The 18,771-nt window shown below is 70.2% G+C and carries 18 protein-coding genes and 1 other RNA gene; 8 read left to right on the plus strand and 11 right to left on the minus strand.

What is annotated here, in order from left to right; genetic code table 11:
- Positions 1 to 69: 69 nt before the first annotated feature.
- From AC1ROY_RS25080 to hflK, 3 genes are all read right to left on the minus strand, one after another.
- On the minus strand, positions 70 to 1,683 hold the full coding sequence (locus AC1ROY_RS25080; protein WP_493151642.1) for a Do family serine endopeptidase: 1,614 nt from the start codon (positions 1,681 to 1,683) through the stop codon (positions 70 to 72).
- A gap of 106 nt (positions 1,684 to 1,789) precedes the next feature.
- Complete coding sequence (gene hflC, locus AC1ROY_RS25085) at positions 1,790 to 2,782, minus strand: protease modulator HflC (RefSeq protein WP_493151643.1); 993 nt, start codon at positions 2,780 to 2,782, stop codon at positions 1,790 to 1,792.
- Positions 2,779 to 4,008: an FtsH protease activity modulator HflK gene (gene hflK / locus AC1ROY_RS25090; RefSeq protein WP_493151644.1), complete on the minus strand. Its 1,230-nt coding sequence runs from the start codon at positions 4,006 to 4,008 to the stop codon at positions 2,779 to 2,781. Before hflK ends, hflC begins: the two co-directional genes overlap by 4 nt.
- Positions 4,009 to 4,162: 154 nt before the next feature.
- On the opposite strand from hflK, the gene AC1ROY_RS25095 reads away from it, so the two are divergent.
- Both AC1ROY_RS25095 and AC1ROY_RS25100 read left to right on the plus strand, forming a co-directional pair.
- On the plus strand, positions 4,163 to 5,281 hold the full coding sequence (locus AC1ROY_RS25095) for an Mrp/NBP35 family ATP-binding protein (RefSeq protein ID WP_493151645.1): 1,119 nt from the start codon (positions 4,163 to 4,165) through the stop codon (positions 5,279 to 5,281).
- Positions 5,278 to 5,613 carry an MmcQ/YjbR family DNA-binding protein gene (locus tag AC1ROY_RS25100; protein ID WP_493151646.1) on the plus strand — a complete coding sequence of 112 codons (336 nt, stop codon included), beginning with the start codon at positions 5,278 to 5,280 and terminating at the stop codon, positions 5,611 to 5,613. The genes AC1ROY_RS25095 and AC1ROY_RS25100 overlap by 4 nt, the downstream gene beginning before the upstream one ends.
- Here AC1ROY_RS25100 and AC1ROY_RS25105 read toward each other — a convergent pair.
- The 4 genes from AC1ROY_RS25105 to thyX form a co-directional block, all read right to left on the minus strand.
- Entirely contained in the window at positions 5,600 to 6,484 is an 885-nt protein-coding gene (locus tag AC1ROY_RS25105) for a ribokinase (protein WP_493151647.1), read from the minus strand. The genes AC1ROY_RS25100 and AC1ROY_RS25105 overlap by 14 nt on opposite strands.
- A 4-nt stretch (positions 6,485 to 6,488) precedes the next feature.
- Positions 6,489 to 6,893 carry a nuclear transport factor 2 family protein gene (locus tag AC1ROY_RS25110; RefSeq protein WP_493151648.1) on the minus strand — a complete coding sequence of 135 codons (405 nt, stop codon included), beginning with the start codon at positions 6,891 to 6,893 and terminating at the stop codon, positions 6,489 to 6,491.
- A 67-nt stretch (positions 6,894 to 6,960) separates the two neighbouring features.
- A complete protein-coding gene (locus AC1ROY_RS25115) occupies positions 6,961 to 7,548 on the minus strand; it encodes an HD domain-containing protein (RefSeq protein WP_493151649.1) in 588 nt (195 codons plus the stop codon).
- Between the two features lie 37 nt (positions 7,549 to 7,585).
- Positions 7,586 to 8,524: an FAD-dependent thymidylate synthase gene (gene thyX / locus AC1ROY_RS25120; RefSeq protein ID WP_493151650.1), complete on the minus strand. Its 939-nt coding sequence runs from the start codon at positions 8,522 to 8,524 to the stop codon at positions 7,586 to 7,588.
- Positions 8,525 to 8,638: 114 nt separating this feature from the next.
- Between thyX and ssrA the strand changes: the two genes are divergently transcribed.
- Positions 8,639 to 8,987, plus strand: a transfer-messenger RNA (tmRNA) gene (ssrA, locus tag AC1ROY_RS25125).
- 152 nt (positions 8,988 to 9,139) lie between these two features.
- Here the strand turns inward: ssrA and AC1ROY_RS25130 are convergent.
- On the minus strand, positions 9,140 to 10,294 hold the full coding sequence (locus AC1ROY_RS25130) for an NADH:flavin oxidoreductase/NADH oxidase (RefSeq protein ID WP_493151651.1): 1,155 nt from the start codon (positions 10,292 to 10,294) through the stop codon (positions 9,140 to 9,142).
- A gap of 152 nt (positions 10,295 to 10,446) precedes the next feature.
- On the opposite strand from AC1ROY_RS25130, the gene AC1ROY_RS25135 reads away from it, so the two are divergent.
- On the plus strand, positions 10,447 to 10,935 hold the full coding sequence (locus AC1ROY_RS25135; protein WP_493151652.1) for an SspB family protein: 489 nt from the start codon (positions 10,447 to 10,449) through the stop codon (positions 10,933 to 10,935).
- Positions 10,936 to 10,941: 6 nt separating this feature from the next.
- On the opposite strand, the gene AC1ROY_RS25140 is transcribed toward AC1ROY_RS25135, so the two are convergent.
- Positions 10,942 to 11,820 carry a Bug family tripartite tricarboxylate transporter substrate binding protein gene (locus AC1ROY_RS25140; protein ID WP_493151653.1) on the minus strand — a complete coding sequence of 293 codons (879 nt, stop codon included), beginning with the start codon at positions 11,818 to 11,820 and terminating at the stop codon, positions 10,942 to 10,944.
- An 86-nt stretch (positions 11,821 to 11,906) separates the two neighbouring features.
- The gene (locus AC1ROY_RS25145) at positions 11,907 to 14,183 is read right to left on the minus strand and encodes a DUF3604 domain-containing protein (protein ID WP_493151654.1); all 2,277 of its coding nucleotides are present in this window, start codon (positions 14,181 to 14,183) and stop codon (positions 11,907 to 11,909) included.
- A gap of 97 nt (positions 14,184 to 14,280) precedes the next feature.
- Here AC1ROY_RS25145 and AC1ROY_RS25150 point away from each other — a divergent pair, with 97 nt between their 5' ends.
- The 3 genes from AC1ROY_RS25150 to AC1ROY_RS25160 all read left to right on the plus strand — a co-directional run bounded on the left by AC1ROY_RS25150 (position 14,281) and on the right by AC1ROY_RS25160 (position 16,826).
- Entirely contained in the window at positions 14,281 to 15,930 is a 1,650-nt protein-coding gene (locus AC1ROY_RS25150; protein WP_493151655.1) for a fumarate hydratase, read from the plus strand.
- A 37-nt stretch (positions 15,931 to 15,967) separates the two neighbouring features.
- The gene (locus AC1ROY_RS25155; RefSeq protein WP_493151656.1) at positions 15,968 to 16,360 is read left to right on the plus strand and encodes a RidA family protein; all 393 of its coding nucleotides are present in this window, start codon (positions 15,968 to 15,970) and stop codon (positions 16,358 to 16,360) included.
- 67 nt (positions 16,361 to 16,427) lie between these two features.
- Complete coding sequence (locus tag AC1ROY_RS25160; protein ID WP_493151657.1) at positions 16,428 to 16,826, plus strand: VOC family protein; 399 nt, start codon at positions 16,428 to 16,430, stop codon at positions 16,824 to 16,826.
- Positions 16,827 to 16,833: 7 nt separating this feature from the next.
- On the opposite strand, the gene AC1ROY_RS25165 is transcribed toward AC1ROY_RS25160, so the two are convergent.
- A complete protein-coding gene (locus tag AC1ROY_RS25165) occupies positions 16,834 to 17,091 on the minus strand; it encodes a DUF1272 domain-containing protein (RefSeq protein ID WP_493151658.1) in 258 nt (85 codons plus the stop codon).
- A 230-nt stretch (positions 17,092 to 17,321) separates the two neighbouring features.
- Here AC1ROY_RS25165 and AC1ROY_RS25170 point away from each other — a divergent pair, with 230 nt between their 5' ends.
- Positions 17,322 to 18,728, plus strand: coding sequence for a class II fumarate hydratase (locus AC1ROY_RS25170; protein ID WP_493151659.1), 1,407 nt, complete (start codon positions 17,322 to 17,324; stop codon positions 18,726 to 18,728).
- Positions 18,729 to 18,771: the final 43 nt, after the last annotated feature.

The following is an 18,771-nucleotide window of genomic DNA, read 5'->3' on the forward strand; positions in this document are numbered from 1 at the left end:
GTCCGCGGGTCCAGGGGCTCGTGGCCCCTGGCGGGGAGCGCGAGGGGCAGAGCCCCTCGCGGCGCCACCTCACCCCGGCGCGCCCCGCGGCGGGGACAGCCGCAGCGGCACGAAGCGCTGGCCTTGCTGGCTTTCGATCAGGAAGAGCGCCGTCGCGCGCCCCTGGCGGCGCAGGCGCTCGATGCGCTCCTGCACCTCCTGCGGCGTGGTGACGCGCTCCTGCTGGATTTCCAGGATCAGGTCGCCGGCCCGGATCTCGCGCTCGGCGCCGGGCGAGTTCGGCTCCACCTCGGTCACCACGACGCCGCGCTGCTCGGGGCGCAGGCGGAAGCGCTCGCGCGTCTCGGCGGTGAGGGCGGTCACCTTCAGGCCGAGGCCCGAGAGCTCGATCGGCCGGTCGCCGCGCGGGGTCTGCTGGGGCGTGGCCGCGGCGGGCGTCGCCTCGGCCGGCAGCTCGCCGAGGGTGACGGTGAGCGTCTCCTCGCGGCCGTCGCGCCAGACGACGACGGGCACCTGGGAGCCCACGGCGGTCTCGGCGACGATGCGCGGCAGGGTGCGCATCTCGCGCACCTCCTGGTTGTTGAAGCGCAGCACGACGTCGCCGTTGCGGATGCCGGCGGCGGCGGCGGGCGCCCCCTCCTGCGCGCGGGCGATCAGCGCGCCGCGCGCACCACCCCGCATGCCCAGGGATTCGGCGATCTCGTCCGTGACCTGCTGGATGTTCACGCCAAGCCAGCCGCGGCGGACGCGACCGCCATCGGCAAGCTGGCGCGCCACGCCGCGCGCCAGGTTGGACGGGATGGAGAAGCCGATGCCGATGGAGCCGCCGGTCGGCGAATAGATGGCCGTGTTGATGCCGACGATCTCGCCCCGCATGTTGAAGAGCGGGCCGCCGGAGTTGCCGCGGTTGATGGCGGCGTCGGTCTGGATGAAGTCGTCGAAGGGCCCCTGGCGGATATCACGGCCGCGGGCCGAGACGATGCCGGCGGTCACGGTGCCGCCGAGGCCGAAGGGATTGCCGATCGCCAGCACCCAGTCGCCGACCAGGGCCGTGTCGGAATCACCCCAGGGCACGGCGGGCAGCGGTGCGCTGTGCTGGACGCGCAGGACCGCGATGTCGGTGCGCGGATCGGTGCCGATCAGCGTCGCGCGGAGCGAGGTGTTGTCCTGCAGGATGACGTTGATCTCGTCGGCGCCGTCGATCACGTGGTTGTTGGTGATGACGATGCCCGAGGGGTCGACGATGAAGCCCGAGCCAAGCGACTGGGCGCGGCGCGGCGTCGGCGCCTGGCGCGGGCCCTCGCCCTGCTGGCCGGGCGTGCCCGGAGGCGTGCCGGGGGCTCCGGGCGGGCGGTTGCGATTGAAGAAGTCGCGGAAGAATTCCTCGAAGGGCGAGCCCGGCGGCGCCTGCGGGGTCTCAGGCGCGTCGGGCCGGCCGGGGCGCGGACCAGCGGCCGCGCCCTGCGAGGTGGAGATGTTCACGACCGCCGGCAGCAGGCGCCGGACCAGGGGCGCGAAGCTCTCGGGCGCACCGGGCATCGGCACCGGCAGGGGCGCGACCTGACCGGCAGGCGGCGCCGCGGCGGGCGGGGCGTCGGCGGGCGGGCCAGGGGGAGAGGCAGGCTGTTGCGCCAGGGCCGGCAGTGAAAAGGCGAGGAGCAAGGCGGTGGCGGCAAGGCGCATGGGTCACCCCGGGGGAAGGATATAGGCCGGGCGGCAAAGCACCGCCCGGCATGGATATGTGGAGGCTAAGGCCGGCCTGCCAAGCACGCCAGCCTTATCCCCTCCGTCAGCGCGGCGCCGCCGGGGCCTCCGCCGGTGCCGGAACGGCCGGCACAGGCGCAGGCGGAGCAGGAGCGGCCGCGGTGGCCGGAGGCTGCGCCGCCTGAATGGCGGCGGCCGGATTCGGCGCGGCCGTCCGCGCCGGCATGTCCCGGAAATAGCGGAAGAAATCGCTCTCCGGGGTCAGCACCAGGCGGGATTCGCCGGTCGAGAAGACGTCGCGATAGGCCTGCATGGTCCGCCAGAACTGGAAGAATTCCGGATCCTTCGAGAAGGCCTCGGCAAAGACGCGGATGGCCTCCTGCTCGCCGGTGCCGCGCAGGATGGCCGCGTTCGCCTCCGCCTCGGCGAGCAGGACCGTGCGGTCGCGCTCGGCCTGGGCACGGATGCGGGCCGCGACCTCGAAGCCCTCCGCGCGGGCCTCGCGGGCGATTCGCTCGCGCTCGGACTGCATCCGGCTGAGGATGGCTTGTGTGTTCTCCTCCGGCAGGTCGGCGCGGCGGATGCGGACGTCGACGATCTCGATGCCGAAGCGCTGCCCCTCCTCGTTCACCTGGTTGCGGATCTCGCCCATGATCCGTCCGCGCTCGGCGCTGAGCACGGCGATCAGGGTCTCGCTGGCCAATACGCGGCGCAGCGAGGAGGTCACGATCGAGTTCAGCCGCCCGCGGATGCCCTGCTCCGCCGCGCCCACCGTCTGGAAGAAGAGCAGCGGGTTGGTGATCATGTAGCGGGTGAAGCTGTCCACGATGAGGCGGCGCTGGTCGCCGAGGATCACCTCCTCGCCCGCCGTGTCGAAGTCGAGCAGGCGACGGTCGAAGCTGATGATGTTCTGGATCAGCGGCACCTTCACGTGCAGGCCCGGCTTGTCGATCACGCGGATCGGCTGGCCGAACTGGGTGATCAGCACCTGCTGGGTCTGCTGAACCGTGAAGAAGCTGGAGGCGGCGATGAAGAGCAGCGCGACGAGGACCGCGCCGGCGATGACAAGGCGGTTCATCGCGGCACTCCTCCACGCTGCGGCAGTGCCGGGACCGACGGCATGGTCCGCTGCGGCGCCGCTGGCGGCTGGGCGCCGCCCTGGCCGCTCCCCTGGGCCGGACGATGGGCGGCGTCGCCGAGGGGCAGGAAGGGCACGAGGCCCTGCAGCCGGTCGTCGATCAGCGTCATGCCGTTGCGCTTGAGGATCTCTTCCATGGTTTCCAGGTAGATGCGGCGCACGGTGATGTCCTGCGCCTGGGAATAGGCGGAAAGCACGGCGGTGAAGCGGCCGGCCTCGCCGCGGGCGCGGGCGATCTGCGCGTCGCGGAAGCCCTGGGCCTCCTGGAGCATGCGCTCGGCGTCGCCGCGGGCGCGGGGGATGATGTCGTTGCGGAAGCTCTCCGCCTCGTTGCGGGTGCGTTCGCGGTCGGCATTGGCGCGCTGCACGTCGCGGAAGGATTCCACCACGGCCGCCGGCGGGTCCGACTTCTGCATCTGGACCTGCGTGATCTCCACGCCCGCATGGTACTGGTCCATGATGGCCTGCAGGCCGCGGCGGACGTCCTGCTCGATCTGCGCGCGCGCCTCGGTGAGCGCCTGCTGGATCGGCGTGCGGCCGATCACCTCGCGCATCACGGATTCGGCGGCAGACTTCACCGTGTCCTCCGGATTGCGGGTGTTGAAGAGGAAGTCGCTCGCATCGCGGATGCGCCAGAACACCGCGAAGTCGACGTCGATGATGTTCTCGTCGCCGGTCAGCATCAGCGACTCGGGCAGCACGTCCCGGCTCGCGATGACGCGGGCGCCAGGGACCGCATCGGCGCCGGCGCGGAAGCCGACATCCACGCGGTTGATGCGCGTGACGCGCGGCGTGGTGACGCTCTCGACCGGCCAGGGGATGCGGTAGTTCAGGCCCGGGGGCGCGGTGCGCTCGAAGGCGCCGAAGCGCATGACGACGCCGAGCTCGTCCGGCTGTACCCGGTAGAAGCCCGAGGCGCCCCAGATGCCGACCAGCAGCACGGCGGCCAGCGCCAGTCCCTTCCCGCCCCCGCCGCCGCGCGGCAGGAAGCGCCGGACCGCGGCCTGGGCGTTGCGGATCATCTCCTCGACATCCGGGCCAGGGCCCGAGCCGCGGTTGTTGCCGCCGCCGGGAGGGCCACCCGAAGGCGGGCCGCCCCAGGGTCCGCCCCCACCGGGGGGACGCGGATTGCCCCAGGGGCTGTTTCCGCCGTTGTTCCACGACATGTGTACCGAACTCTCCCGTGCCGCCGGGCCAGATGGCGCCGGCCAAAGATGAACTTCCGTCAACATATGGTGCGCGGCACCTCCTGGGGAGGGGTGTGCCGCGGGCCCGACAGATGCATATGTCTGCTCCGTCGGGTCAAGGAAAGGTGAAGCCATGTCTGAGTCACTCGCGGATTCCGTCCGCGCCGCGCTTTCGGCGGTGAAGGATCCCGCGACGGGCCGCGACGTGGTGAGCGCCGGCATGGTGGGCGCGATCTCGGCGCGCGACGGCATGGTGCAGTTCGGCCTCGCCGTGCCGCGGGAGAAGGCGCGGGCGATGGAGCCGCTGCGGGCGGCCTGCGAGAAGGCCGCGGCCGCGGTGCCGGGGGTGATCTCGGCGACGGTGGTGCTGACGGCGCATCGCGACGTGGCGGCCGAGCAAGGCCCGGCCCGCGCGATCCGGCCGCCGCCGGGCCAAGGTGGGGGCCAGGGCCAGCAGATGCTGATGCCGGAGGTGCGGCGCATCGTCGCGGTCGCCTCGGGCAAGGGGGGCGTGGGAAAATCCACCACGGCGGTGAACCTCGCGGTGGCCCTGGCGCAGCAGGGGCTGCGGGTGGGGCTGCTGGACGCCGACATCTACGGGCCCTCCCTGCCCCAGATGCTGGGGACGAGCGAGAAGCCGCTGACCACCGGCCAGCGCGTGATCCCCATCGAGAAATGGGGCCTGAAGGCCATGTCCATCGGCTTCCTGGTGGACCCCGAGACAGCGATGATTTGGCGCGGTCCCATGGTGATGGGGGCGCTCGAGCAGATGATGGGCCAGGTGGAGTGGGGCGCGCTCGACATCATGGTGATCGACATGCCGCCGGGCACGGGCGATGCGCAGCTCACCATCTCGCAGAAGGTGGCACTGGCCGGCGCGGTGATCGTCTCGACGCCGCAGGACGTGGCGCTGATCGACGCGCGGCGCGGCGTGAAGATGTTCGAGAAGGTGAACGTGCCCGTGCTCGGGCTGATCGAGAACATGTCCTATTTCTGCTGCCCCGAATGCGGCCATCGGACCGACATTTTTGGCCACGGCGGCGCGAAGGCCGAGGCGGAGCGGATGGGGACGGAGTTCCTGGGCGAGCTGCCGCTGAAGCTCTCCATCCGCGAGATGGCGGATGCCGGCACGCCGGTCGTGACGGCGGCGCCGGACAGCCACGAGGCCGCGAGCTACCGCCGCATCGCCGCGCGCATCTGGGAGAAGGTGGAAGCGCCGGCCAAGGCCGGACCGCGGATCGTGATGGAATGATCGCGCGGCTCCGGAAGATCTGTCTCACCCTGCCCGAGGCGGAGGAGCGCGAGACCTGGGAGCGCCCGACCTTCCGGGTCCGGGAGAAAATCTTCTGCATGGGCTTCCCCGACCAGCCGGCCTGCTGGTTCAAGGCGCCCCGCGGCAGCCAGGAGCTGCTGATCGAGGCCGATGCCGACCGCTTCTTCCGGCCGCCCTATCTCGGCCACAAGGGCTGGGTGGGGATGAGGCTGGACGGCCGGCCCGACTGGCAGGAGGTCGAGGCCTTCGTGCGCCGCAGCTACTCACTGATCGCGCCGAAGATCCTGGTGCGGCGGGTCATGACCGATTGAGCAGCGCGTCGATCTCAGCGGCGTAGGGCATGGCGGGCGCGGCGCCGGCCTTCGTGCAGGCGAGCGCGCCGGCGGCATTCGCGCGGCGGATCGCAGCCTCCAGCGGCAGGCCGCGATCGAGCGCACCGGCGAGGACGCCGCACCAGGCGTCGCCGGCGCCGACCGTGTCGATCACCTCGACGCGATGGGCCGGCAGGTGCAGCACGCCCGCCTCCGTGGCAGCGGTGACGCCGCGCTCGCCCTCCGTCACCGCGATGCCGATGCCGAGCGCCCCGTGCAGCGCGCGAGCATCGGCCGCCTGGCCGAGCTGCGCGCCGAGCCAGGCGGCCTCGCTCTCGTTCAGGATCAGGAGATCGAGCGCCCGCAACACCTCCGGATCCAGTCCGGCCGCGGGCGCCAGGTTGAGCAGGATCCGCGCGCCCGTGGCACGGCCGCGTTGGATGAGCGCCGCATTCTCCGCCGGCGGCACCTCCATCTGCATCAGCAGCGTGGCGCCGGCCGGAAGCTTCGCGAGCTGGCCGGCGCCGGCGCGCATGTTCGCCCCGGGCGAGACCGCGATCTGATTGTGCCCCTCGGCATCCACGCAGACGCAGGCGAGCCCGCTGGGCTCCGCGACCTCGCGCAGCGCCGCGACATCGACGCCGGAGGCCTCCAGCGTTCCGCGCAGCAGCGCGCCATTCGCGTCCTGGCCCACGCATCCCGCGAAGCGCACCTGGGCTCCGTCGCGCGCAGCGGCGATGGCCTGGTTGAGCCCCTTGCCGCCGGGCAGGGCCGCGCCGGCCTCGCCCAGCAGGGTCTCGCCCGGGCGCGGCAGCCGCGGCAGGCGGAAGATGATGTCCGCGATGGCGGAGCCGAAGACAATGACCGTCATGGTCCTACCCGGCGGCGCCCGGCGTCACCACGGCCCAGAGGCGCTGCTGGTCGGCGCTGTCCATGTATTCCTCCAAGCGGGTGATGCGGCCGTTCTCCACGAAGCAGACGCAGCAGGCGGGCATGGTGCAATTCTCGCCATCGGCGCGGATGCCGTGCAGCACATGCTGGTGCAGGAAGCCGCCGGGAAACACCTGCACGCGGCGCTCCTTGTAGAGCCGGTCCCGGAGCAGGCCGCGCGCCCGCACCAGCCGTGCCACATTCTCCTCGACGTCCTTGTCGCGCCGATCGGTGTTGTACCAGATCCGGGCGTGCGGCGCGTAGGCGGCGCGGATGCCGTCCACGTCGCCCTGCTCGATGGCGTCGAAGAAGCGCCGGGCCAGGTCGCGCATCGCGGTCTCGTCGGTCATCTTCGTCCCATCTGCGCCAAGAACGGACCGAGTGTGCGGAGCACGACGGCGGGTGGCAATCCGGCCCCTACGAGCCCCTCAGCAGCCCCTCGGCCATGGCCCGCTCGTAGAGCGCCTCGATCATCGGCGCGAAGGGCGGGCCGAGGTCGATCGCCGGCTGCATCCGGACGAGGCTGCGGGCCTTGGTCAGCCCGATCTCCTTCCAGGCCGGCGCGCCGCATTCGATCTGCTGGAGGAAGCCCTGGAGGCGGTCGCAGCCCATGGCGAAGCGCGCCTCCGGCGTCTCCTGCGCCTCGAAGGCCTCCCAGGAGGAGCGAAGGCGGTCGCCGACTTCGGGCGGGAGGAGGCCGAAGATGCGCCCGGCCGCCGCGCGCTCGCGGTCGAGCTGGGTGAGCAGGCCTGCGTCGTCGAAGGCGAAGGTGTCGCCGGCCTCGATCTCCACCACGTCGTGGATGGCGATCATGGCGAGGATCTCGGCGAGGTCGGGCCGGGGCGAGACCTCCTCGGCCAGCGCCACCGCGATGAGAGCGACGTGCCAGGCGTGCTCGGCGGAATTCTCGCGCCGGTCGCCGGTATGGGCCGCGCGCAGCGTGTGCTTCAGGCGATCGGCGAGAGCGATGAAGGCGAGAAGCGCGTCGCGCCTCCCGGGAGCCATGCCGGCCGGCTGGTTCCGACCTTCGGCGCCACGGTCATCAGGCGGCACGGCCAAGGGTCTCCATCAGCTCGCGCCATTCGCGCTTGGAGAGGCCGCTCGTCTCCTGAGTCACGTTCTCGCCGGCCAGCATGCGCTTCACGATGGAGAGCATCTGCGCCGAGAGGAGCGCGGCCCCCATGCGGTAGTCGCGGAAGGCCTCGAAGCAATGCGGCACCCAGGCCTCGACGGTCTTGAGCATCGCCTCGGCATAGACGCGGATCTCGTACTGCGCATGCGCGTCCGCGCGCAGGGACAGGAAGTGCAGCAGGTTGTGCAGGTCGGTCTTCCAGTACCACTGCGTGTAGGTGTTGAGGGTGAGGTTCATCCGCGCGAGCTCGCGCGCCAGGCCGCTGCGGCCCTTCTCGACGGGTTGGCCCTCCTCGTCCTCGTTCAGCATCCAGGCGTAGTGGTCGTAGTTGCGGGTCGCGTCCTCGCGCAGCATGTCGAGGACCAGGGCGGCGTCCTCGCCCTCCAGCACCTCGCCGCGGCCCTGGCGGTTCACCGCGGATTGCGCGGCGAGCTGCTCCGGCTCGGGGATGTAGAACTCACGGTCCATCACCGAGTAGCGCGCGGAATACTCGTTCACATTGGCGGTGCGGTGCCGGATCCACTGCCGCGCCACGAAGATGGGCAGCTTCACGTGGTACTTGATCTCGCACATCTCGAAGGGCGTGGAGTGGCGGTGCCGCATGAGGTAGCGGATCAGGCCGCGATCCTCGCTGACCGCCTTCGTGCCGCGCCCGTAGGAGACGCGGGCCGCCTGCACCACCGCGCCGTCGTCGCCCATGTAGTCCACGACGCGGACGAAGCCGTGGTCGAGCACCGGCAGCGCCTCGAAGAGCATCGCCTCTAGCGCCGGCACGGTGGCGCGGCGGGTCTCGGCCCTGATGTTCTGGGCCTCTGCGATTTCGCTCTGCTGCGCGCCGGTGAGTGCCACGGGGTGCCCCTTCCTGATCGCCCCGCTTTATCCTTCACCGGCGGGCGGGGCCAGACCAGCGCCTAAGCCCCGGCACAGGCTCGGATTTTGTCCACACGATTCGGAGGCCTCCCCCCCCTCGCATCGCGCCTCCGGGATCGCTATATGACGCCTGCCGCTTGCGGCTATGGCGATAAACGTTGCGTGGAATAATCGTTACGGACCCGGGGGCAGTGCCCGGCGTCTCCACCATTTTTCGCTGCCGGTCCTGCCGGCAGGAACCGTCCCTTTTGTCGGGGGCGAATTGTGGGGACGAAACAGGCTCGACGTGCGTGGTAAAGACGTAGCTTTTGCCCGGCATTGTACCGCCGTTATCGGGCTAAATCACAAGTGCCAATGACAATGTCCGTGAGGACATGGCGCTCGCTGCCTAGGAATAGGTAAGCGCGGTTCGGGGGGCGCCGGGCAACAGAAGCCCCCCACTTTTGCGAAGCAAAAGTGGAGTCTTTTTGTGCCCTCAAACGCCGGGCGGCCGCATCCGCGGCCTTGGCTCCGGATCGCTGGAGCGATCCGCCGCCCTATTCGGCGCGGATTCTGCGTTGGCGTGACCGTTCCTGGAGGTTGTCTCCTCCCCCGTCACTCCGCCGCCTTTGCGTAGGGCCCGAGTTGCGCCAGCGCGTTGTCGCGCACGTTCAGCCACCAGCCATGCTGCTTCGGCCAATGGTCCGCATGCCCATTCTTGCCGGTCAGCGCGAGGCGCGCGTGCAGCGGCCAGTTCGGGTCCTCCAACGCCTCGCGGCCGATCGCGACCAGGTCCGCGCGGCCATCAGCCACCACCGCCTCGGCCTGGTGTGGATCGACGATCAGCCCGACCGCCATGGTCGCGATGCCGGCCTCGCTCCGGATGCGCTCGGCGAAGGGCACCTGGAAGCCGTAGTCGCGCCGCGGCCCGCGCGCACCCGTCGCCGAGCCCGCGATGCCGCCCGAGGAGCAATCCACCACGTCGATCCCCGCCGCCTTCAGCGCAACGGCATAGGCGAGGCTCTCCTCCTCCGGCCGTCCGCCCTCGGCGCCGTCGACGACGGAAAGCCGCAGGAAGACCGGCTTATCAGCCGGAAAGGCCTCGCGCACCGCGCGCGCCACCTCGAGCGGGAAGCGCATCCGCCCCTCCGCATCGCCACCATACGCGTCGTTGCGCAAGTTGGAGAGCGGGGAGAGAAACTGGTGCAGCAGGTAGCCGTGCGCATTGTGCAGCTCGACGATGTCGAAGCCCGCCGCATCGGCCCGCTTCGCCGCCGCGGCGAAGGCATCGCGGATGCGGGCCAGCCCCGCCTCGTCCAGCGCCGTGGGCATCAGGTGGCCCTCGCCGAGCGGCACGGCGCTGGGCGCCACGGTCTCCCAGGGCTTGTCGCCCCGTTCGATATCCGCCGGCGTCAGCGCGCCGTTGCCGTACCAGGGCCGCTGCGTCGAGGCCTTCCGGCCCGCATGGCCGAGCTGGATCGCCGGCACCGAGCCCTGGCTGCGGAGGAAATCGGCGATCGGCGCCAGCCTCGCCGCATGCGCATCCGACCAGATGCCGACATCGCCATGGGTGATCCGCCCTTCCGGCAGGACAGCGCTCGCCTCGATCATCACCGTGCCCGCGCCGCCCACGGCGAAGCGGCCGTACTGCACCATGTGCCAGGCGCCGGCGAAGCCATCCTCGGCGGAATACTGGCACATGGGCGAGATCACGATGCGGTTCGGCAGGGTGATCCCGCGCAGGGCGAAGGGCTCGAACAGCTTGGGCATGGTCGGTCGTCTCTCCTGATTTTCGGGGAGCCTAGCAGCGGGTCCGGCCCCGACGGAACGCCCCCGCCACACGGCGCGCTCCCATCCCGCGCGCGGCTTCCTTCCCTCCCCGCACGTCCCGCCATATGGTGCGGCCGCAGGAAGGTATGTTGATGAACGAAGCCACCCCCCAGAGCCTCCTCCCCTATGAAGCCTGGGCGTCGCGCGCGCTACGCGCCGTCGCCATTGACGCGCTGGAGCACGCCGCGCGCGAGGGCCTGCCGGGCGAGCACCATTTCTACATCTCCTTCCGCACCGACCATCCCGGCACGGTCATCCCGGGCCACCTCAAGGCGCGCTACCCGCACGAGATGACCATCGTGCTCCAGCACCGCTTCTGGGACCTGGTGGTGGACCGGGCGGCGCAGCGCTTCTCGGTGGGGCTGTCCTTCTCGGGCGTGGCCTCGGTGCTGTCCGTGCCCTTCGCGGCGCTGACCGCCTTCCAGGATCCGCACGCCCAGTTCGGCCTGCGCTTCGAGCCGGAGCTCGATGCCCCCATGGAGGAGCCGGTCGCCCTGCCGGAGCCGGCGCCGGAACCCGAGGCGGCACCGAGCCAGCCGCAGGTGGTCAGCCTCGACGCCTTCCGGCGCAAGCGGGACTGAACCCGGCTATTCGAGCCGCGCGCCCGTGGCCCGGATCACCGGACCCCAATGCTCGTATTCCGCACGGATCAGCGCCGGCATCTCGGCCGGCGTGATGGTCGGCTGCATCTCGAAGCCGATCTCCACCATGCGCCGCCGCACCGCCGGATCGTCCAGAGCCGCCCGTGTCGCCTCGTACATCCGCGCCAGGATCGGTGCCGGGACGCCGGCGGGGGCGCCCACGCCCATCCAGGTCGTCATCCGGTAGTCGGGATATCCCTGCTCCTTCATCGTCGGCACGTCGGGCAGGAAGGGCGAGCGCTCGGCCGAGGTCACCGCCAGCGCCCGCAGCGCCCCGGCGCGGATGCCGGTCAGCAGGGTCGAGATGTTGTAGTAGGCGAAGTCCACCTCGCCGGTCTGCGCGGCCAGGATGCCCTGCGGCGCGCCGCGATAGGGCACATGGACGACCTCGATCCCCGCCTGCTGCGCCAGCATCGCCGAGGAGACATGGTGCGTGGAGCCGACGCCGCCGGAGGAATAGGTCAGCTTGCCCGGATTGGCCTTCGCTGCCGCCACGATGTCCGCGACGGACTGGAAGGGCGAGGCCGTCCGCACGATCAGCGCGTTCGACACGCCGGCCAGCCGCGTGACGTAGGTGAAGTCGCGGAACGGGTCGTAGGGCAGGTGCGGATAGAGGTAGGGGTTGAAGGCCACCGAGGTCTGGCCCGTCAGCACCACCGTGTAGCCGTCGGGCGCCGCGCGGGCGACCTGGCTCAGCGCGACGGTGCCGTTGGCGGCCGGCCGGTTCTCGACGGTGACGACCTGGCCGAGCCGCTGCGTCCATTGCTCCGCCACGAGGCGGGCGAGGATGTCCACCGTGCTGCCGGCGGCGAGCGGCGCGACCATCAGGATGGGTCGCGTCGGCCAGGCCTGGGCGTGGGCGTGGGCGGCGGCCGGCAGCGCAACGCCGGCCGCGAGAAGACCTCGCCGAGTCAGCGCAACAGATACACGGGACTTGTCCAAAGCACGCTCCCATCCTCGAAGGTGGCCCGAAGGAACAGGGCGTTGTCCTCTCTCTGGCGCAGCTTGATGCTGTGCTCGAATGTCAGATGCGAGGCCGGCGGCTCGTCCGGCAGCAGGAAGGCGCGCATGCGGCGGCCGAGGCCCCCCGCCTCCCAGCGCGCCTCGCCCTGCAGCAGGTCGCGCAGCGGGATCTCGGCCTTCACCAGCGCGGTCTCGATCTTCAGCGTGCCGTCGAGGTCGGACAGCGTGGCCTCCAACGCCTGGAAGCCGCCGGTGGTGACGCCCTGCAGCTTCAGCGAAGTGTCGTCGGCCTGGAAGCGGTGGTCCAGGTTGAACTTGTTGATGGGCTTCACGCCGGACCAGGTGGTGCCGCCCGCCAGCCCAATCTCGCCGACCCAGAAGGTCTCGCGGCCGCGACCGCGATATTCGCTTCCCTCCCAGACGACGCGCAGGCGCAGGCCCGGCTTCCCCTCGGGGCGGATCACCTCGAGCAGCTCCGTGCGGTTGCGCAGCTCGATCCGCTCGATCGGCGAGGAACCCATGATCTCCGCCGAGAAGAGCGCCGTCTCGTCCTGCACGCCGGCGAGGATGTCGCCCATCATGGCCGCGGAGGTCTTGCCGTCCGGCGCGCCGCCGAGGGCGGGATCGTCGATGTACAGCTGCGCCGGATGGGCCAGCGTCACCTTCACATCGGCGTGGATGCGCGCGGCATTGGTCGTGGCGTAGTGGTGCCGGCGGCGCAGCGCCTCGAAGATCCCGGCGCGGGAAAGCTCGGTCGTCAGCAGACAGGTCAGCCCGCCATAGGATCCGAATTGCGAGGCGCCGGGATGCGAGGCGCCCTGGCGCCCCTTGTGCCCGTCCGAATTGGCGACGATGCCCACGCGCGCGCCGACGGCGAAGGCATCCTCCAGCAGCCAGTCGAAGGTGCCCCAGTCGGAATGCGTCTCGACCGCGCGCTCCAGAAGCTTGTCGTGCGTGAAGAAGAGGTTGGCATAGCGGCCGCCGACATGCGGGATGCAGAGCACCGGCCGCCCCTCGGCCTTCAGCATGGCGTGCAGCTCACGCGCATCGAGCGCGTCGGTCGCCTCGTCGGAGAGATTCTCGATGAGCGCGTGGCAGGAGCGGTGGATGGTCCGGTTCGGCTCGGGGTAGAGCACGTTGCGGTCGCCGCCCAGCGCCGTATTCCCCGACCACTCGTAGCCGGGCAGGAAGACGAAGCGGCCAGGCTGGTCGAAGGCCTCGAAGCAGCGGTTGAAGTCGGCCCAGCCTTCCTGGGTGATCTGGAAGTCGTTGCCCTGGTGGCAGATGGCGTCGACGCCGGCGAGGTCGCGCGCATAGGCGGCCAGCGCGTCGATGCGGCCGGTGCCGACTGTCTCGCCGGACTGGCCGTGCAGGTCGGCCCAGAAGGGCAGCAGCGCCGTCTCGGCCACGCGCATGGGGTTCGACGGCGTCTCGTCCCAGGTGATGACCAGCGCCTCGGCCGCCCCGGCGCTCAGCCCCTCGATGCGGTGCGAGCGCGCGCCTTCCGGCCATTCGAAGCTTTCGGGCAGGCCCTTCACGAGGGCGCTCGCCCTCAGCCGATGCGTCCCGGCCGGCAGCGCCGCCGGATTGCCCCAGCGGTCATCCGAGCGGAGATGCAGGGCAAACGTCTCGCCCGGCCGCCGCAGCGTCGGGAGGATCGCGAGCGGCCGCACGCCCCGGCCCGGAATCACCGGCATCCAGGGCTGCACCGGCAGCAGCGCCCAATTGCAGGTGGCGAAGACGTCGGCCAGCACCAGGAAGTGGAACCGTGCCTCGCAATAGGTCTGCATCCGCAGGCCGGGCGAGCCGCCACGCGTGTCGCCCAGCCGGATGGTGATGGTGTCGCCCGGGGCCAGGAAACCGCGCGCGACGGTCACTGTCAGGGTGCGGGACCAGGGGCGCATATTGAGCTTGGGGCTGTATTCCAGCACCAGCTTCGCCCCGTTCGAGGCCTCGGCGGTGACGTAGTTCGGCGCCGCGGGATCGGCGAATTGCGGCCGGCCCACGTCGCTGACCTGGCGCAGGCTGACGCGCAGGCTGCCCGTGTCGTCCATGCCGAAGCGGCCGGCCGTGAAGGTCAGGGTGAAGCTGGCGTAGCTCCCCGCCTCCACCGGCCCATCGGGCGAGAGCGTGACCGTGCCGATCTCCGCGGCGCGATAATCCGTGAAATGGGCGGTGTGCCCGGAATGCGCGTCGGGGAGGTCGAGATGCAGCGGACGGTCCATCCGCGAAGCGTCGCAGAGCGGGCATGTGCCCGCAAGCGGGCTGACGCCGCATTCCGCCTGCGCTATGGGTTGTTACGAAGACTTGTGGATGGTTCCGATGCCCCTCGACGCTCCTCCCCGGCCGCCCGGCTACTCCTTCAGCACGATGTTCCCGCTCGGCGCGGACACGACGCCATACCGCAAGCTGCCCATCGAGGGCGTGACGACCGTCGAGGTGGACGGCAAGCGCGTGCTGCGCATCCCGCCCAAGGTGCTGGAGGAGCTGGCCTTCACCGCCTGCCATGAGGTGTCCCACCTGCTGCGTCCCGCGCATCTCGCGCAGCTGAGAAAAATCCTGGACGATCCCGAGGCCAGCGCGAACGACCGCTTCGTGGCGCTCGACCTGCTGAAGAACGCGAACATCGCCGCCGGCGGCGCGCTGCCCATGTGCCAGGACACCGGCACGGCCATCGTCTTTGGCAAGAAGGGCCAGCGCGTCTGGGTCGAGGGCGACGAGGAGGAGGCGATCAGCTACGGCGTCGCCCGCACCTACACCGAGACCAACCTGCGCTACAGCCAGATGGCGCCGCTCTCCATGTTCGAGGAGGTGAACACCGGCAACAACCTGCCCGTGGACTTCACCATCCTGGCCAATCCCGGCGACTACAAGGCCGACGAGCTGCACCTGATGTTCGTGCTGAAGGGCGGCGGCTCGGCCAACAAGACCTTCCTGTACCAGCAGACCCGCGCGGTGCTGAACAAGGCGAAGCTGCTCGCCTTCATCGAGGAGAAGGTGAAGACGCTCGGCACCTCCGCCTGCCCGCCCTACCACCTCGCGGTGGTGATCGGCGGCACCAGCGCCGAGACGACGCTGAAGGCGGTGAAGCTGGCCTCCACCAAGTATCTGGACGCGCTGCCGACCTCGGGCGGCAAGTCGGGCCACGCGATCCGCGATCCGGAGTTGGAGGTGGAGGTCCACAAGCTGACCCAGAACCTCGGCATCGGCGCGCAGTTCGGGGGCAAATACTTCTGCCATGACGTGCGGGTGGTGCGGCTGCCGCGGCATGGCGCCTCGCTGCCCATCGGCATCGGCGTCTCCTGCAGCGCGGACCGGCAGATCAAGGCGAAGATCACGGCCGAGGGCGTGTTCCTCGAGGAGTTGGAGCACGATCCCGCGCACTACCTGCCCGAGCACACCGAAGACATCCTCGGCGGCGAGGTCGTGAAGATCGACCTCAACCAGCCCATGGACGCCATCCGCGCCGAGCTCAGCAGGCACCCGGTGAAGACGCGCGTCTCGCTGACCGGCACCATCGTGGTCGCGCGCGACATCGCGCATGCCAAGCTGCAGGAGCGGATCGAGGCCGGCCAGGGCCTGCCCGACTACCTCAAGAACCATCCCGTCTATTACGCGGGCCCGGCCAAGACGCCGGCCGGCATGGCGACCGGCAGCTTCGGCCCCACCACGGCCGGGCGCATGGACAGCTATGTCGAGGCCTTCCAGCGCGCCGGCGGCTCGCTGGTGATGCTCGCCAAGGGCAACCGCAGCAAGGCCGTGCTGAACGCCTGCAAGACCTATGGCGGCTTCTACCTCGGTTCGGTCGGCGGCCCGGCGGCGCGGCTGGCGCAGGACTGCATCCGCAAGGTCGAGGTGCTGGAATATCCGGAGCTCGGCATGGAAGCGGTCTGGCGCATCGAGGTCGAGGATTTTCCGGCGTTCATCGTGATGGACGACAAGGGCAACGATTTCTACGAAGGCCTCGAATAGTTCCTGGATTCGCACCCTCTGCCGCACAGGTGACCCGATGACCCGACGTCTCATCTCCTCCGGCTCCCGCTTCGAGGAGGAGATCGGTTATTCGCGCGCCGTGGTGGACGGGGACGACATCTTCGTCTCGGGCACCACCGGCTATGACTATTCGACCATGACCATCGTCGACGACGTGGTCGGCCAGTGCGACCAGACGTTTCGCAATATCGCTGCGGCTTTGGCGCAGGCGGACGCGACCCTCGATGACGTGGTGCGCGCGCTCTTCATCGTGCCGCGGCGCGAGGACTGGGAGCCCTGCTGGCCGGTCGTCAAAAGGTATTTCGGGGTGGCGAAGCCCGCTTCGACGCTGATCCATGCCAATCTGCAGACCGATGCGATGCGCATCGAGATCCAGGTCACCGCGCGGCGCCGCCGCCAGACTGTCTGAGCGCCTGATCCAGACCTCCGGCGCCTTCGCGCCTTCGGTCATCACGCTTCAAGGAGAGCAGTAGCCCATGCGCTTCGCCGTCGACCGGCTGGACCACCTCGTGATGACCGTGAAGGACGTGGAGATCAGCGCCGCCTGGTACCAGCGCGTGCTGGGCATGGAGCGCGCGGATTTCGGCCCGCACAACCGCACCGCGGTCCGCTTCGGCGGGCAGAAGATCAACCTCCGCCCCGTTGAGGCCACCCAGGCCGAGTGGTGGAGCGGGCCGGCCACGGCCCCGGGCGGGCAGGACCTCTGCTTCATCGTCACCGTCACCGCCGCGCAGGTCGTCGAGCACCTGCACAGCTGCGGCGTGACGGTGGAGATGGGGCCGACGCCGAAGGACGGGGCGCTGGGGCCGATCACCTCGGTGTATTGCCGGGATCCGGATGGGAACCTGATCGAGATCGCCAACTACGGCGATTGAGCGCGGCTCAGGCCGCGATGGGCCCACCGCACTTCTCCGGCCGGTGCTTCCGCTCCGTTGAGGCCGGGAAGGCCGCCAGCTTGGCCGCCGGCCGGACGGGCCGCCGTACCAGCTCGCCGCCGCAATTGGGGCAGAGCCCGCCCGGCAGCTTCGTCGCCGCGCAATCGGTGCACCAGGTGCATTCGAAAGAGCAGATGAGCGCGTCGCGGCTCTCGGGCAGCAGGTCGCGGCCGCAGCATTCGCAATTGGGGCGCAGGCTCAGCATGGCTTGGTGTCCCTGGACGTTTCGCGAGTCATGGCGGCGCGGGCGGCGACACGTCAACCGGGACGACAGGCCGATGCATTCTTCCGGCCCGGGCCGCGTCCGCGAAGCTGGATTTTCCGCCGGCCGCCCCGATCTCCCTGCAAAGGGGAAGGATCGCGGCGGGCCGACCTGGAGAGGGTTGTAACCTTCCCCGCGCCCGCGCTTTCTTCCTGCGACGCACAGGAGCCGGCATGACCACCCGCACCGAAACCGACAGCCTCGGCACCATCGAGATTCCCGAGGAGCGCCTCTGGGGACCGCAGACGGAGCGGGCCCGGCGCCTCTTCGCCATCGGCACCGAGCGTTTTTCGCCCCTGCTCATCAAATCCGTGGGGCTGCAGAAATGGGCGGCGGCCGAGGCCAACGCCAACCTCGGCGAGTTGCCGATGCACATCGCCGACCCGATCCGGCAGGCGGCCAACGAGATCATCGCGGGACAGCGCGACGAGGAGTTTCCGCTGCCCATCTGGCAGACGGGCTCCGGCACGCAGACCAACATGAACGCCAACGAGGTGATCTCGAACCGGGCGAACCAGATCCTGGGCCATCCGCTGGGCGCCCGGCAGCCGGTGCATCCGAACGACCATGTGAATCGCGGGCAGTCCTCCAACGACAGCTTCCCGACGGTGATGCACCTCGCAGCAGCGCAGGCGGTGGAGTTCCGGCTGAAGCCCGCGCTGAAGGTGCTGGCGGACAGCCTGGGCGCGCGCGCCTCGCAATGGGCGGAGATCACCAAGATCGGCCGCACCCATCTGATGGACGCCGTGCCGGTCACGCTGGGCGGCGAGTTCGCGACCTATGCGCGGCAGGTGCTTCTGGGAATCGCGCGGCTGGATTCGAGCATGCCGCGGCTGCTGCAGCTCCCGCAGGGCGGCACGGCGGCGGGCACCGGACTGAACCGGCACCCCGACTTCGACCGCGCCTTCTGTGAGGTCGCGGCCACCCGCATCGGGCTGCCCTTCACGCCCAATCCCGACAAGTCCGAAGGCATGGCGGCACATGACGCGCTGCTGGAGCTGCACGGGCAGATGAACACCATCGCCGCCTCGCTCATGAAGATCGCGAATGATGTGCGCCTCATGGGCAGCGGGCCGCGCGCCGGCATCTCGGAGCTGGTGATCCCGGAGGACGGGCTCTCCAGCAGCATCATGCCGGGCAAGACCAACCCGACTCAGAGCGAGGCGCTGACCATGGTCTGCGCCCAGGTGATGGGAAACCAGGTCACGGTGACCATCGGCGCGAGCCAGGGCCATCTGGAGCTCAACGTCTACAAGCCGGTGATCATCAATGCCGTGCTGCAATCGGCCACGCTGCTCGCCGACGCCGCCGAAAGCTTCGCTCACAACATGGTGGACAAGCTGGAGCCGAACCTGGCGAAGATCGCCGACAACCTCGCCAAGTCGCTCATGCTGGCGACGGCACTGAACCCGCATATCGGCTACGACCGGGCGGTGGCCATCGCCAAGCTCGCGCTGCATGAGGACCTGACGCTGCGCCAGGCAGCGCTGCGCCTCGGCGCCGTCAGCGCGGAGGATTTCGACAACTGGGTGAAGCCGGAGGCGATGCTGAAGCCGGGCGTCAGCCTGCCGGGGAGCTAGGGCATGATCGTCGCAGGCCGAAGGCCGCAGACGTGAATCATTC

Source organism: Roseococcus sp. GW821-FHT12F05 (genome assembly GCF_058806835.1).